At 36.4% G+C, this 15432-nt stretch carries 18 protein-coding genes, 1 tRNA gene and 2 pseudogenes; 8 read left to right on the top strand and 13 right to left on the bottom strand.

The window, feature by feature from the left end:
- Positions 1–49 precede the first annotated feature (49 nt).
- On the top strand, positions 50–961 hold the full coding sequence (gene tcpC / locus K2184_RS24735; protein ID WP_196557194.1) for an NAD(+) hydrolase TcpC: 912 nt from the start codon (positions 50–52) through the stop codon (positions 959–961).
- Between the two features lie 131 nt (positions 962–1092).
- Here the strand turns inward: tcpC and K2184_RS24730 are convergent, their stop codons facing one another.
- Complete coding sequence (locus K2184_RS24730) at positions 1093–1602, bottom strand: TIR domain-containing protein (protein ID WP_000122166.1); 510 nt, start codon at positions 1600–1602, stop codon at positions 1093–1095.
- Positions 1603–1737: 135 nt separating this feature from the next.
- Here K2184_RS24730 and K2184_RS24725 point away from each other — a divergent pair, with 135 nt between their 5' ends.
- Positions 1738–2574, top strand: coding sequence for a macro domain-containing protein (locus K2184_RS24725; RefSeq protein ID WP_001151471.1), 837 nt, complete (start codon positions 1738–1740; stop codon positions 2572–2574).
- A 58-nt stretch (positions 2575–2632) separates the two neighbouring features.
- Here K2184_RS24725 and K2184_RS24720 read toward each other — a convergent pair whose 3' ends face one another.
- Both K2184_RS24720 and K2184_RS24715 read right to left on the bottom strand, forming a co-directional pair.
- Complete coding sequence (locus K2184_RS24720) at positions 2633–2908, bottom strand: hypothetical protein (protein ID WP_000430095.1); 276 nt, start codon at positions 2906–2908, stop codon at positions 2633–2635.
- 10 nt (positions 2909–2918) lie between these two features.
- Positions 2919–3449 (bottom strand): membrane lipoprotein lipid attachment site-containing protein, encoded by a 531-nt coding sequence (locus K2184_RS24715; RefSeq protein ID WP_163525822.1) that lies wholly within the window; start codon positions 3447–3449, stop codon positions 2919–2921.
- Positions 3450–3951: 502 nt separating this feature from the next.
- Here K2184_RS24715 and K2184_RS24710 point away from each other — a divergent pair.
- Positions 3952–4821: a restriction endonuclease gene (locus K2184_RS24710; protein WP_163525823.1), complete on the top strand. Its 870-nt coding sequence runs from the start codon at positions 3952–3954 to the stop codon at positions 4819–4821.
- 109 nt (positions 4822–4930) lie between these two features.
- Here K2184_RS24710 and K2184_RS24705 read toward each other — a convergent pair.
- Positions 4931–5893 (bottom strand): annotated as a pseudogene (locus tag K2184_RS24705) (hypothetical protein).
- Between the two features lie 169 nt (positions 5894–6062).
- On the bottom strand, positions 6063–6332 hold the full coding sequence (locus K2184_RS24700; protein ID WP_024146121.1) for a hypothetical protein: 270 nt from the start codon (positions 6330–6332) through the stop codon (positions 6063–6065).
- A 916-nt stretch (positions 6333–7248) separates the two neighbouring features.
- Between K2184_RS24700 and K2184_RS24695 the strand changes: the two genes are divergently transcribed.
- A complete protein-coding gene (locus K2184_RS24695; RefSeq protein ID WP_023201857.1) occupies positions 7249–7812 on the top strand; it encodes a replication/maintenance protein RepL in 564 nt (187 codons plus the stop codon).
- A gap of 121 nt (positions 7813–7933) precedes the next feature.
- Here K2184_RS24695 and K2184_RS24690 read toward each other — a convergent pair whose 3' ends face one another.
- Complete coding sequence (locus K2184_RS24690) at positions 7934–8614, bottom strand: hypothetical protein (protein WP_163525824.1); 681 nt, start codon at positions 8612–8614, stop codon at positions 7934–7936.
- 214 nt (positions 8615–8828) lie between these two features.
- On the opposite strand from K2184_RS24690, the gene K2184_RS24685 reads away from it, so the two are divergent.
- The 4 genes from K2184_RS24685 to K2184_RS24670 all read left to right on the top strand — a co-directional run bounded on the left by K2184_RS24685 (position 8829) and on the right by K2184_RS24670 (position 12178).
- Positions 8829–9308 (top strand): DUF4756 family protein, encoded by a 480-nt coding sequence (locus K2184_RS24685; RefSeq protein ID WP_196552874.1) that lies wholly within the window; start codon positions 8829–8831, stop codon positions 9306–9308.
- 156 nt (positions 9309–9464) lie between these two features.
- Positions 9465–9869: an H-NS family histone-like protein gene (locus K2184_RS24680; protein ID WP_163525825.1), complete on the top strand. Its 405-nt coding sequence runs from the start codon at positions 9465–9467 to the stop codon at positions 9867–9869.
- Positions 9870–10060: 191 nt separating this feature from the next.
- Complete coding sequence (locus tag K2184_RS24675; protein ID WP_163525826.1) at positions 10061–10939, top strand: retron St85 family effector protein; 879 nt, start codon at positions 10061–10063, stop codon at positions 10937–10939.
- Between the two features lie 309 nt (positions 10940–11248).
- Positions 11249–12178 (top strand): retron St85 family RNA-directed DNA polymerase, encoded by a 930-nt coding sequence (locus K2184_RS24670; protein ID WP_227628991.1) that lies wholly within the window; start codon positions 11249–11251, stop codon positions 12176–12178.
- Positions 12179–12214: 36 nt separating this feature from the next.
- On the opposite strand, the pseudogene K2184_RS24665 reads toward K2184_RS24670, so the two are convergent.
- From K2184_RS24665 to K2184_RS24635, 7 genes and pseudogenes are all read right to left on the bottom strand, one after another.
- Positions 12215–12405 (bottom strand): annotated as a pseudogene (locus K2184_RS24665) (IS256 family transposase); the annotation flags it as partial.
- A gap of 236 nt (positions 12406–12641) precedes the next feature.
- Entirely contained in the window at positions 12642–12887 is a 246-nt protein-coding gene (locus K2184_RS24660) for an H-NS family histone-like protein (protein WP_163525827.1), read from the bottom strand.
- Between the two features lie 100 nt (positions 12888–12987).
- On the bottom strand, positions 12988–13284 hold the full coding sequence (locus K2184_RS24655) for a hypothetical protein (protein ID WP_163525828.1): 297 nt from the start codon (positions 13282–13284) through the stop codon (positions 12988–12990).
- A gap of 52 nt (positions 13285–13336) precedes the next feature.
- Complete coding sequence (locus tag K2184_RS24650) at positions 13337–13627, bottom strand: hypothetical protein (RefSeq protein ID WP_163525829.1); 291 nt, start codon at positions 13625–13627, stop codon at positions 13337–13339.
- A gap of 79 nt (positions 13628–13706) precedes the next feature.
- On the bottom strand, positions 13707–13913 hold the full coding sequence (locus K2184_RS24645; RefSeq protein WP_047057312.1) for a helix-turn-helix transcriptional regulator: 207 nt from the start codon (positions 13911–13913) through the stop codon (positions 13707–13709).
- A gap of 207 nt (positions 13914–14120) precedes the next feature.
- Complete coding sequence (locus K2184_RS24640) at positions 14121–14966, bottom strand: DUF6387 family protein (RefSeq protein ID WP_163525830.1); 846 nt, start codon at positions 14964–14966, stop codon at positions 14121–14123.
- A gap of 360 nt (positions 14967–15326) precedes the next feature.
- Positions 15327–15414, bottom strand: a tRNA-Ser gene (locus K2184_RS24635).
- Positions 15415–15432: the final 18 nt, after the last annotated feature.

The following is a 15432-nucleotide window of genomic DNA, read 5'->3' as shown; positions in this document are numbered from 1 at the left end:
TTAATTTTTAATCAAATGAATGTTACATAGGCTAAAAATGTGATATCCTATGAAATATGAATTTTCCATATGCTTGGTGAATGTTTTGGACAACAATATATATAATATCCTTTTCTTCATCTTTCTTTCAATAGTAATTCCATCCCTTTTATTCCTCGCATGGAAACAGCACCAAAAAACCAAAGAGATTCGTTCATATCTATTGAAAGAGGGATATAATATTATTTTCAACGGAGAAGGTAACTCATACCTCGCGTTTAATATTAGTAATGCGACATTTCGTGCAGGTAATTTAATTTCCAATAATTATTTTCAAGCATCAATTTCTTATATCCACGATTATAGATGGGAGTGGAAGGAGGTTGACGCAAAGAAAATAAACAATATATTTATTATTTACATTTCGGATATTGATTTCCCTTCTCAAAAACTATTTTATCACAATAATAAATCTTTAGCTGAAATAGACTGGGCAAAATTACAAGCTATTTTTCATCAACCATATGAAATAAAGAATGACGTCATGCTAGATAACAATGATACGCACTATGATTTTTTCATATCTCATGCAAATGAAGATAAAGATACTTTTGTCAGACCATTGGTAGACGAGTTAAATCGACTTGGTATAATTATTTGGTATGACGAACAGACACTTGAAGTCGGCGATAGCTTAAGAAGAAATATTGATTTAGGTCTAAGAAAAGCAAATTATGGCATAGTCATACTTTCTCATGACTTTCTAAACAAGAAATGGACACAGTACGAATTAGATAGTTTAATTAATCGTGCAGTGTATGATGATAATAAGATTATATTGCCAATCTGGCATAATATCAATGCTCAAGAGGTATCTAAATACAGCCATTATTTGGCGGATAAAATGGCACTACAAACTTCTCTATATAGCGTTAAGGAAATAGCAAGAGAGTTGGCTGAGATAGCATACAGGAGAAGATAAAACAATAAATCATAAGTGTTTAATATCTTCGATGCACAAAATCAAGCGTATTAACACATCTAAATAATATATTCGTTATGGAATGAGTGTTCCGTGCTCACTCCATATATTGTTTAGTATACGTTGAAATATTACAGACCTAACTTAGTATAAACAGATGCAGGGTATAGATAACTACCACTATTTGAACTTGAATAATAGTTAACACAGTAATTATCTAATGCATATTTAATAATTTTAGGTTGGAAGGAAACAGACACTGTATAATGCTCTGAATCTAAAAGCGGTTTAGGAATGAAGTTCTTATCGACTGTTCTATCTCCGTCTAAATTAGCTATTACAACAGGAAGGTTAAATTCTACGATAAGATCTATTTCATGGGCAAGAAACGATACTCCATCGCTACCTTTTCTCTTAGTATTACTACTTCCCAACAGTACTACTTGTTTAGCATTTTTCATCCTTTCGCGGAGGTTTCGCTTTATGGTTTCAGGCTTACTTGTATCCCTTGAAATAAAGAGATCATGAGCATCAAAAAAGTTAAAATCTATGTTTTCATTTGCTTTCCATGCTTCCATTAGACGATAAAGCTTTATATCTTCACTTGCAAAAGCTACATATGTCTTATTACGATAACTCATATAGTCCCCATGAAGCAGTCAATATTAGTAGCAACATGTTGAAAATACATTATATATCAGATAGTGTAAACATCATTTATAAGAAACCACTATCAACACATTTTATTTACATATAACTAACAAGATTGGTACAAAATGGCAAAAGTTAACTTTTTCGATAAGCGTATACTTAAAAAATTTTCAGACTACACATCAACTATAAGTACCATATTTTCACTTTTTTTGATTTTTGTAGACATTCCAACAGAAAACAAACTAACACTTGGCATTATATTTTTAATTATTTTGTTCTTGTTGTATTTCGGCATATGGTTTAAATCAAATAATCTTTCGGAAGTTAATTTAGATGTTGAGGGCAGTATTGTTACTGTAAAAGCAGGTGATTTATTCAGACAAGATGGATTCAAGGTCATTGCTTTTAATGAATATTTTGACACGCAAGTTGATGATGTTGTCATTTCTCATAACTCACTTAATGGATTATATATTGATAACTATTTAGCAGGGTCCGTATCTGATTTGAATCATCGTATTTCTAATCATCAGTTTGAAGAAGATGAACGGCTTGAGATCAACCATAAAAGAAAAGAGGGTAAAACACAAAAATATTCGCTAGGAACTATCTTTGTTAATAATGATTATCTATTAACTGCATTTTCAAAATTTGACGATAAAAATAGAGCTTTTCTTACAATGCCGGATTACTTAGCATTTTTAATAAATTTTTGGGACAAAGTTAATCGTATATATGCACAAAAAAGTGTCTCTGTTCCTATCTTTGGCTCTGGAATCACCAGAATAAAGGAACATAAAAATATTAGCGATGAGGATTTACTTAAAATAATGTTATGGACTTTTAGAATAAGTGAAATGAGGTTTAAATTTCCGGCAAAACTTACTATCGTTATCCACAAAGATAAGATAGATAAAATAAACTTATTGGATATAAAATCAGCGAGAAATGGTCTTTAGTTATATTTATAATGGGCGAACCATAAAACGTCGCCCATTATATAATTCTTTTCGCTTTTTACATCCTTCGCCTAAACACAACATTATCAGAGAAAATAGCCTTACCAGCGACAAATCCAACAACAGCGATTACTGGGAGGCTGATAGTAGCTCCTGCCATACCTGTAGACATGCCAATGAGAAAAGACATGCCAAAAGACAACAGGATGATCACGAAAGCATACCAGCCGGGAAAGGTGCCATATAACACCGTCGCTAAACAGCCTGTACAGACGTGAACCCCACGCTGACTCTCTTTGAAGCAAAACGGGCATTTGATGGTATTGTTTTCCATGATGGCGTCCTTAATTGGCTTTCCAGCCATTGCTGGTTTTAAAGAGATTCATTGCACCATCAACAGATTCATTCATCCCTTTAACGCCAACGAACGCCTTTTTGTCAATCCAGCCCGGAACGTCAACCAGCTTCCATGTATATGACACACGAACAACCTTCTGACCGCCGTTACTCGGTTCCGTCCATTCCTTGATCTCGTCAACAGCACGACGACCGACACAAGCACCGTCTGTTGTGCTCCAGACTTTAGCTTTTACTCCTTCGTCTGTTATCCCTAATACGTTCGAATCATAGCCCTGCTCAAAGACCATCATTCCCTGCTCAATAAAACCGTCGAGGATCACTGAATTCGTCCCTGTGCCAGTCGAATCAAGCCGTGGCTTAGCAAGACGGATGGGGAAACTGGTGTTGTTGTTATCCAGCGAGAAGCAGTATTTGGTCTGCCCGATCTTGGCATTGATCGCTTTCTCAAAATCGCCTTTTTCACCACATCCCGCCAGTGCCAGACTTGCGCCAGCAACGAGTAAAATCTTCTTCATTTTCCTATCTCCTTTGTGATAGCGAACAGCGCCGTCCTGCTAGCAGCGGATGAGTGCCATGCAAGGAGAGAACCGACTTTCGCGATCGATATCAGTAACTAACAAATTGATATAATTAAATTATTTTTTCTATTCGTCATATTGTTTCTATCGATCGATGACGATCGACTGATAGTTTTTATCTATCATAAATAATTTATCGATCTGTTATACCGATCAATTTTTATAACTACTCACCTTGCTGAACGAGTGCGTGTGGGATATGTGGAGAGGGAGTGAGTGGCGTCGTTCTGCACTACGGGTGATTTTTACTATCAAGATAAGCTACAATCTTGCTTTAGCAGCAGGTAGCAATATAAAGAAGATGATCTGTGATATTTCTGGAGAATGACCTTCCGCTGAGGAACGGCAAAATGATTGATTGGGTTTAACGACAATGATAGCATTTGCCATTATTTGGTATTAAATTGATCTGAGAGATAACAGATATAAGGATTCTCACATGGCTAATTCAGGAAAAGAATATGAAGAACTTGTCAGAGATATCCAACGTTCTTTAATTAATGCAGGAAATGTCCCTAGCCTTAAAAATATAAACATTGAGAAAAATAAAAAGATCAAAGACCGTTCAGGTATTGACAGAGAATTTGACATATATTGGGAGTTTGAAATCGGAGGCCATACCTATCGTTCAGTTATTGAGTGTAAGGACTATTCCTCCCGGGTGTCTATTGAAAAGATAGATGCTTTTATCAGCAAAACAAATGATATACCGGGTTTAAACTTAATTTATGCAACACGGACAGGATATCAGAGTGGCGCAAAGATAAAAGCAGAGCAACATAACATTCAACTGCTTGTTATCAGAGATCAGCAAGAACAAGACTGGACGGATGAAGATGGAACTCCATATTTAAAGACAATCAACTTTAATATACCATTCCAAATCCCTCCAAAAATATTCAGTTTCGAGTTAAATATTGATCAGGAATGGTTGAAATCACAAAATACCTATACAGCACAAATCATAGGAAATATTTTTAAAACTGAAAAGTCAGATTCCATTTTCATTTGTAATGTAAACAACAACGAGCGTTACAGTATTCATAATCTATCGAAACTACTTCACAAAAAAGATAATAACATGAAATACGGAGAAAACGCATATACTGAAGAAATTGAAAATGGTCATATTGAAAACGCAGACTCAAGCATTAAAATAAAAATTAAAGGTTATAGTTGTAAATATATGTACTACAGGCCAATAGCGAACATTTCCCAAGTCGATTTCTCTGAACAAATCAAGGCCATTGTAGAAGATTTCATAACAGGAAAGAAAAAATGGGTATTGAAAAATGGCATTGTAAAATAAATATTCCATCGTAATAAGATCTCTTAATACATTTATTATTTGCATAAAAATAAACTGTATCGAAAGTACAGTTTTAGTTGATTTTTAATGACTACTAAAAACCATTTAATTATGAATATTGCTCTGGAAGCTCCGCTATTTTGATACCACCAATACGTATAGGTAGCTCACCTTCTCGCTGGCACAGCTTCTTAATGGATTGCTACTCCTCAGCTTCTGTTTCCATGTGAGCAGTGGCCGAATCAAAAGCACCTTCAGCTACAACTATGGTAGGTTCTTTATCTATTCCATTATCAACCGATTCTGTTTCAGGTACCTCGGTCAGTTCTTCTTCCAGTCCGGCCAAACTCGCTTTCAGTTCATCAAGACTACTGGCGGCGTCTCTTGGCGCATAGAAGAACAGCCCACTGATGAAGATAGCTTCCATTACCTCACTGAAAGAAAACGAGGTATCGCCATAAACAAAGCAACTGTGCTTGGAACTCTTCACACCCGATACGTTTTTCTTCAGCAAACCGTCTTTCGATGAAGTCATCAATGTCTGTTTGCTATAGAGGATTACAGGCAGATTCTTTATCTCATGAACATCACCACTGATACTCCAGCGTTCTTTATCTCCTTTTATAAAGCCGGAAGCATCACAGCTACTTTCTATGTCAAACTCATCAGTCGGGAACCGCTCGCGATTAAAATAGGTCGAAAAATCCTCCCCTTCTTCCATATCCTGACGCTTGTAAGCGCGATAAACCGAGCTACGACGGTCAATCCCAATCCATTCAATATTCCCTGTCGTTGGCCCAGACGGTTTTCTAACCTCATCTATATAAGCACCAACATCTCTGTCCAGATAAGCTGCTAACAGTGCCTTCCACGGTTCTATTGCCAGAAAGATACTTGCCAGCGTTGTTCCTTCTTCAATCAGAACAGTATGGTGGAAGAAGCGAAGAAGAAAGAAGGGATCGGTATTGGCTATCGTGTTCTGGATGGATAGCAATGGAACCGCCGAGGTTTCATCGTAATCGGACTGAAACCGCAGTATTGCATCGGAACAAAAAATTAATTTACCTTCCATCGCTCATCGCCTCCTGACGCTATCAGACAACGCATTTTACCAGAACACTGCCACTTACCGCATTCGACTTTAACCTGACCCATGTTCGTTGATAGCTCTGGATATAGATTCAACCCAAAAGCATTGACCTTATGGATAACATCACAATATCTGAAACTGATAACTCAGATTATAACATCTGTGATTTTATAGTTTCTTCACTCATCTGTGTGAGTTCTGAAACCAAGCGAATATAAATATTTTTCAACCTATCTTTATCGCAACGACTTACAGACTCCGATAACAGATAATGGCTATAATTATTGACATAAATATCATTGTCATTTTCAAGAGTGAGTTTTATTCCATGTTCAGTATCTTCTACTTTGTTTACAATACAGATCATAAATGGTGTTTTCTCATAGGGATGAAAGAGTGTTATTATTTTAATATTTTTCATTTTATTTTTTACTTTTTTTATTACTATTTAATACAACATCGCGATCGTGAAAATCAAATTTATTTATGTTTTAACCATGATTTTCCCTCTTATTTTTAAACTACTTTTTGAAAAAATCTTTATCTCTGTGCTGACGCACGGCTACGCCCTGACGCTGACATTTTTATTTTATTCATCTCCTGTCTGTTAAATAAAAAGAAAAGCACTCGATCATTGTTTGATCTCTTTTCCTCATGATGCTGAATTTAGATCCTATGTTTAAACATAGTTTTTCCCTTTAGGCATATAGCATTTGCTCTTAAACGTATAGGAAAACTATATCCTTGGTAGCAGCACTTCGTGATTGTTGCGAACAATCACTCTGCTGAACAGGGCTTGCCCCTGTTAATATTGGATTTATCCAAAAAAGATCGCGTCGTAGACGCATATAAAGTTAAAGTAAAATTAATCAAGCAGTCCCGATAGTAGCAGCGGTTCGTGATTGTAGAAAACAATCACTTCGCTGTAATAACATAGTAGGAAAAATAACACAGATAACACCACTGGTGCCATTTTGATAAGGCACCAATCAACTAAAGAGAAGAACTATTTTCAATATTATATTCTTTAAAATGTCATCCAAAGCTTCGCTATTTGAATAATGAAGAAGAAAAATGCTCTCAAGTCAGCTATAGCTTAAAACAAAGTACGCACTCTCGGGAGTTAAAGTCCCGAATCCCGGTACTTAAGTTGATAACTATTCTCAAATAAAAATAATAAAGTGTTATTTGTATATATTCTGTAGCACTACAAGTTTTATACGTAAAAACATCAAGTGTTAGTTATTTTAAAAAATATAAACTTTAAGTATTGACTTGCACACAAAATATAGTATTTACTTAAATGTATAACTAAAAAAAATAAAGGAGTAAATACCATGATAGAAAATAAGATACAAACTGAAGTAAAGAAATCAAGAAGAGGTCTCCCACGTCATACTAAAAACCCATTTCTTAATGATACAAGTCTACATACAAAAACTGGCGTCAGACGTATTACTACAGGAAAAGATCGATTAGCATTAGTTAATGAGAGTACGGGAGAACAAGTTGGTAATGGTGGTTTCTTTCAGTCTATGGAAGTAGACAAGACACAGTTCGTGAAGCTTTATGTGGATGGCGTATCAGCTATTGAGGGTTTATCCTCATCCGGTAAGAAAGTATTCAAGATACTGTATCTTGCTATCAGAGATAATAAAGATACAGATACGATATTAATGTCATTCGATATTGTTGATCAAGATATCGTGAAAATATCAAGAACTACTTATTTCAAAGGTATGAAAGAACTTGCTGACAAGAAATTTATTGCTGAGACCATGATACAGAACTATTATTTTATTAATCCAGACTATATGTTTAATGGTGATCGTTTAACTTTCATGAAAACTTATTACTTGAAGGACAAAAATGCAAAAAACAAAAAGAAGATAGAAGGATAGAGGCAATAAAATTAATCGCCAAGGGAAAACACCGTAGTTTCAAGAAAGATGTTTACTCAAGCAGTTCCTATAGGAAAGGTAGCTCCATAAAGCCAAGGCATTTTCACAAAGTCTCACCCTATTATAAAAACTGTATGGGGTGATTAAAAAATGAAGCGAAATCGAATGAGAATACGTTTTTTATATACCAGTTTACAAACTCATATCTAGAGGATTTACTTTTTATCATTGCTGAAATATCAATCATATTATGTGTTGATCTACGTAGCTCTGATATATAGAGCACAAAATCAACATGTTCATAATGTGGATTCTCAACAAGGAAATTAAGTTCTGTCATTACATTTTCAGATTCATAAGGCATTATCGATTCATTAAGAATAACAAGTCCACCGACTGCTCTAGGAATATTTAAAGATTCCTTTGTTGCTCTAATTTGTCTATTGGCGGTGGCCACAAGATCTTTTATATTTCTATAAGCATAATCCATTATCTTTTTTCTGAAAGCATCTGACTCAGGGTGCTTTCGAATCAATTCCTCAATATGAACTCTACCGAACCAGCTCCTTTTGAGCCATTCATCGGTCTTGGCTAGCTCATTAAGTTTTTCATTTATTAAATCAGTTCTATCATTTGTTAGCAATTTTTTTTCTAAAATAACATCTTTATTGAACAACAAATAATCTGCCATTTTCGAGTTAGTACCATCATTTTTTTTGAAATCATCCTTTATATCGTCCAATACTATATTGTTTTTCCTAGATCTAATAAAATCAAGAAATCTTTCATCTATAGACGCCATTTTTCCTTCCTTAAGCGTGACTCAATCGCTAAACGTCAAAATCATACATCATTCAATCACTGCTTGGCAATATAATTAACGTCATAATGAATAGGAATGAGCATATAAAGATGCCTTATTTAAAACCAATAAGTAAACTATCCATACCAATTTGACACTTACACTACATCTCGTAATATAAATATATCCACCATTTTATTTATGAGGTATTCTTATGAGAGAAGTAAAAACAGACAACAGTGATTTAATCGAATACGTAAATACAGTCAAAGAACTAAAAAATCATATTTCGATAGAAGAATACAGAAATGAATATCGTAGGCTACGCTCTGATGATATTCCATTGATTAAGGCTCAGAAATTTAAGTCTGCACATACCGAACTTCGCAGACTTGAAAAAAAGAGAGAATCTCTTATTGAATACTTTATTGATGAGCTTAACCCAATAAGCAGTTCAAAAGCTAACACATCAGCGAAATCATCAGGTAATCTTGACCTGTTTAACGAACGTGTATTATATCGTAAAGTAATCTCAGAAAAGAGTGATGATGAAATAATTGCCTTAGTCATAAAACAGCGTACAGAAGCCGCTGTTGAGTTCCAGCGTTCCATAGAACAAAGTCTTGAGCAACTCTCTCATATCTCGTCAGAGTTCGAGCCATCAAGCCAAAAGCGCAGGAAAATGTCTCTTTGAAGAACCGCCCTATGTTATCCGTGTCAAATGAGATTTATTGTATTGCTTAAGCGACAATATTTACTATATTATTTACTGGTTGTTTTTTGACTATACAACAACACAGCATATATTATTTTTATTAATCGCCTTTTCTAAAACACCGGATGACATACTATGAGTGAAGCTCTCAAGGCACTGAACAATATTCGTACACTTCGCGCACATGCTCGTGAAACAGATCTGGCAACTCTGGAAGAGATGCTGGAAAAACTCTCTGCTGTCGTTGAAGATCGTCGTGAGGAAGAAAGTGCCGTCCGTAAAGAACAAGAAGAACGTCAGGCTAAGCTTGAAGCCTTCCGTCAGAAACTGTTAGAAGATGGTATTGACCCGGCTGAACTCCTTGCTACTGTTGGCTCATCTCAGCCTAAAGCCAAATCGACCCGCGCTCCTCGCCCTGCCAAATACAAATATACAGATGAAAACGGCAACGAGCAGACTTGGACGGGTCAGGGCCGTACTCCTAAAGCGATAGCTGCTGCTATTGAAGCAGGTAAGACACTGGAAGACTTTGCGCTCTGATCACAATAAAGCCGTCAATCTAATTTGGCGGCTTTACTTTCACTCGCATAAAATATATTATATTTAAATCAATTAAAAGGATTTAATATTATAACGCCATACTAAAATTATAATCTTTATGGTGCAATAAGATTCTTTTTAGAATAGAATATATAAACATCTATGCTGATGTGCCATTGTTAGGAATGATCATGAAACTTCCCCAACAGAGCATCATTAACAAATTTTCCGACCTATATATTAATCAAACCGTCGATGAGATTAGAGATCTATTAATTAATGGATTTGATGATTCACGAAAAACGATATTCTTATGTGGGAAAGATAAGTCCGACAAAAAAAGTCTTCGGTATAAATTTTCGACTTTTCTTTCTCAGGAAAAAGGAATCACTCTTACCTATCCAGAAGATTTGTTTGAAGACCTTCTCGAAGGACAGGGAAAAAATAGTCTACTATCCCTCGAAACACAACTCGCGAACTCTGTTGACCTGATAGTTCTTATACCTGAAAGCCCCGGTTCTTTCGCTGAGTTAGGCGCATTTTCTATGGATAAAGCCTTAGCAAAGAAAATGCTTGTTATGAGATTGGGGGAATATAAATCAGGAAAAAGCTTTATCAATCATGGACCTATAAGGCTTGTCCGAACGCATGGTGGTGAAATATTTGACATCCCGAAAAGCTTTGATGAAAAAAATCCAAAACATGTAAAAGCTGTTCTTGATAAAATTAAAGAAACGCTTCCAAATGGACGAAAGAAAAAAGAGCTAGATAATATATTATTATATTCGAAGCATGTCCTCCTTTTAATATATCTTTTTGATGATTTAAATTTACGCTCGGTATACAAAACCATGGAACTGATCATGGGGAGAAAGTTTGAAAGTAGAGATAATATTGCCTGTAAAGCTGCAACGCACTCTCTCATAAGGGCTGGGATGATTAACCAGCAAGAGGGATTATTTACTATAACTAAAACAGGTTATAATTCAATAATAAATAGTTTTCATTTGAAATCATCACTCGCTGAATTAAGAACAAAAATTATGAATAAACAATATGCTAGACACTGATTGCTATTCATCATAAAATCCCAACGTGCGCTAGTTTTTAAGCAGGTGGCTTTCTAGTTCGCTAGTGGTCACAGTGGATGGAGAGTCTCTCCGTTCCCGCAGTTCATCACAAAGATAGCGTGATGATCGAGTCCCCCAACTCCCGCCCGCCGTGATTTGGGGGACTCGTACATCCGCCTTACGGAAGGATGCTTCGCATCCATACCTTCACAGGTATGTCTGCTCATTTTCCTTCCCCGCTGTAGTCGTTAAAAACTAGCGCACAATTTTATCGCTTAGAAAATGCACTTCTACTATGATGAAATAAATATGAATGCTCATCAAGGAAAATACACTCAGCAACTATTATCCCTTCCGATCCTTGAGAATGTGGACGATTTATCACACGCCCTTAGGCTTCCGAAAGAAGTTATTTCAAAATTTAGCTTTAATAATGATAAATATTATCACCGTATAGAAATGAAAAAAAAATCCGGTGGTATTCGACACATAGAGAGTCCTTTAAAGGAGTTAAAAGCAATACAGCGATGGGTTCTAAGATATATTTTAGATAAATTGTCACCTTCAGTTTATGCAAAAGGCTTTGTAAGAAAAAAATCAATTATTGATAATGCTAAACCGCACGAGGGAAATCAATACATTTTAAATCTTGATTTGCAAGATTTTTTTACTAATGTCAAAGCATCGCATGTATATACTCTGTTTAAAAATATAGGATATAATAATAACATAGCTTTTATACTAACATCTTTTTGCGCTAAAGGGGGGTATTTACCTCAAGGTGCACCGACTTCACCCGCCTTATCTAACCTTGTTTGCTTAAGACTGGATCATCGTATATCTACATATTGTAAAAAACGGGCTTTAACATACACACGCTATGCAGATGATCTTTGCATATCAGGAAATAAAATACTAATTTTACAAAAAGCATCTTATTTAATAAAGGATATTATCTGCGATGAAGGATTCATCATTAACTCTAAAAAAGAAAAATTTCTAGGACCAAAGGTACGGCGAGAGGTTACAGGTTTAACCGTCACACCTAGAATCACTATAAGTAAAAAAGATTATTGCATTTATAGAAAAAGGATTTATGATTTAGTAAGAAATGAAATACCAAATAAGAATGAAATCATAGCAGGTGTATTATCTTTTGTCAGAAGCATTGACAAGGATAAAGGCAGAAAGCTTTCTGAGTTCTATCAGAAGCAAAATGCCATCATTATGAATGTTTAGCGAGTCTGTCCGTAATTCTGTCTAACTGCCCACCAGCTAAAGGTGATCGCTCAGGCGGTCACCGAGCTCGATAATATAATAGCTCATTCTCACCTGCCAGTTCTGGATCGGCATACTCCATTTTTTCAATGCATCCTTGATTGCCAGATAAATCACTTCCCGCATCGAGTTATTTTATGTTTCTTGATGACACCCCAGAATTCGCTGTTTTGTGATTCGATAGCATTCGGATGTAGATAACCTTAAACAGTTTTCACCTGCCTCATCAGATATTGAGTCATCAAATAAAAATGTATAAAATTTCTGTTTAAATTCATAATATGGATTAGTTAGGATCCCATCAGCCCTCTTTTAAATCCGACGTTTTATCAGCTCAGATAGGTATCCCTAACTCATTTATGCTCCAGCAACCTGACATGACTGTCCGCTTTCTCACCTCAGTTCTTGACCTAATAGCAAATTATCATTTAAGGATGAGATCTTCTGGTGAAACCCGGTCACGCCCCATTTTCTCAAGCAACTGTTGTAATCTCTTGGCCTTCAATTTCTGCGCTTTTTTCTCACCAATTTCCTGATAATATTCTTCCCGGCGCTCCGCAACGACTTGACGGAACTTCTTCAAAAGCTGTTCAAGTGTTTTGATGTCGGTAGTTGCGGCTTCTGATTGGATTTTTTTATACATATACATCACATGAAATTCATCAATCATTTTTAACTCCTTGTATAGAGTATGTTTTCACTATCATTATTAGCTTTCAAATCAGGTTTGTTATCAGCCCCATGAAGGGGCCAATCGATATCAGAACACATCAACATATTGATTCCGCCAGAACGGTATAATGCATTTTGGCTAATGCCTGCTTAACCTCTTTAAAATCCACTTCAGACAGTTTTCCAGCGGCGTTCTTTTTCCATGCTTTTTTCAGAAGATGCTTCTCAGCATTTCTCATCGCCAGATCGATTAGTTTACAGACAAACTCATGATCCATTACATGCGTCATAATCATATTACTGGTCGTTTTATCCTTTGAGTTAAAAAGCTCCGCATAGATATGCAACGACACAACATAAAAAATTTCAGTAGATTTATTCTTAAATGTATTCATTTTTATTTCCTCTTTAGTTTAATATTAAAATAGTAAAATGTTTATAGCACTATCAACGGTATACACACTTATAGATAATCCAAAGCCGACGAAGATGCTGTTTTACTTTCACATAGTTAACACTCCCGGAGATCCGTTCCGCTTTTTGTTCACCTTCAATCCCATAAAAACTGTTCTTTGTTTTATCGATAATATTTTCAATCACTTCGTTCATATCCTCCTTATTTTTCAGAAAATGGTAGGAATGCACTGACTGGTTTCGTAGTCGTTTATTCATATAATGGTTATACAAACATTCGGCTTCACTAATAAACTGCTCTGTCGTATTAAGTTCTATTTTCATATATCGCCCTTTTATTGTTTAAGATAATAAGAGTCCCTGAGCGAAAGATATCTATTCGCCCGGAAACGGTATTTATGTTTTATGCTGCGTTCTGACGTGAGTTTCGAATAGTAGTTTCAATCCATTCATCTATCTCACTTTCGACAAAAGCTACGCACCTTGGACCTATTTTTACCCTGTCTGGAAAGTTCCCTTCCTTAATACGCTCATATAAGGTAGTGCGACTGAATCCTACCCGATTAAGCACTTCAGGCACCCGAATAAATCGTTTAATGTTATTTTTCATTATCTATCCTCTATTGTTTAACGTAATCTCTATAAGATTTCGTTTTTCTCTATGTTGTTGCGACGAGAACAATAATAACGAATTCGCTTATGACGTTTTAGGGGCGTTCATAAAAGAGTTTTTTGAAAAATACGAAGGGAGGTGAACGGAAAAAGATTCGTTAAGGCTGGATGCGATCACGTTCGCTCACGGCGAACGTAACCCTTTTTACTTGGCTGATTTTTTCTTCTTCTTATCGTCCTCAACATGCTTATCAACCGGCGAGTCTTTTAAGTGATTGTTTTGCATGATGTAATCTTCAAGCGATTTTAGATAGCTTGCATCAGTCAGAAAAGCCATTGCCAGCGGGTAGTCCGTAGCCTTTAGCATTCCTTCGTCACGATCGTTGTCGCTGTCTTCGTGAAGCAGCGAAGAAATCAGCGAAAGCGGGATTTTGACGCCATTGTCCTCACCCCAGAAAATCAGGTCCATCATCGGGATAAGACGATATTCAATAATTTTTCTGAACGTGCTTTTGCCAAAACGATACTCCCGTTCCGCAGGAGCTTTCATCTTTAGCTGTCTCTTCCATTGCGGGATCAGCACTTTCAGATGTTCAATGATCTCTTCGGTTGATGCCTCTTCCAGATGAATATCGACAGTGATACGAGCAAGGTTTTTCAGCGATGTTTGTTTTAGATACTCTGACAGAAATTCGGATTCGCTTAACGCGGAAAGCTCAGGAGTGGCTTCGGTTAATGCCAGCGTTTTCGCATAAAATTGCGCGTGGCTTCGTGTCGTAGGGTTTACTGCGTAGGTTCTGGCAAGCTCATGTCCAAGGGTGGCAGTATCGCCACTGAAAAAGATCTCGCCTCGCAAAATTTTATTGCGGTAATCATCCAGTAGTAGTCTGTTGAAGGTTGGTATGGTATCCCGGCTCAACAACATCCTGTAGGCCAAGATACGCCGCTCAATCTCCACATAAAACTGTTGCAGGCTTAACTTCTCTATCGCCTCATAGCGTTCAACATCAAACCATGCTTCCAGTGCTTTCCTGATTTCACTTCTTTTCATCCGTCCTCCTGCAATCCATTACGCTCTCTTTAGCTGTTTTAACCGACAGAACAATCGGTTGTCCAGTAAACCATCAGCGCAATACGTTTGGGCTACAGGGTCCCATGCTGATATGTCGCTTTACCTGCTCGGAGTATGTTTGAGGACTTAGCGCTGGGAGGATTGTTCCCTGATTTCTTAACAGAGCACGGTTCGAAATGGATTTGCCCTCACCCGAAAGATGAGTATCAGAAAGGATTTTTAGTGAGAAAGGACGGATTTTAGATGTAAAAAAAGCCCGTATAAACGGGCTTTTTTTGTACCACTTTATGCACCATAAAATCAAAACCATACTTCAAGTTATTGATTTTATTACAAATTTGGCGGAAGCGTAGAGATTCGAACTCTAGAACCCTTTCGGGTCGCCGGTTTTCAAGACCGGTGCCTTCAACCGCTCGGCCACGCTTCCGGTATGGGGCGCACTATA

Source organism: Klebsiella sp. K5-306 (assembly GCF_051835185.1).
In the GTDB taxonomy this organism is placed as follows: domain Bacteria; phylum Pseudomonadota; class Gammaproteobacteria; order Enterobacterales; family Enterobacteriaceae; genus Klebsiella; species Klebsiella oxytoca.
This window is presented reverse-complemented; position numbering and strand designations above follow the sequence as displayed.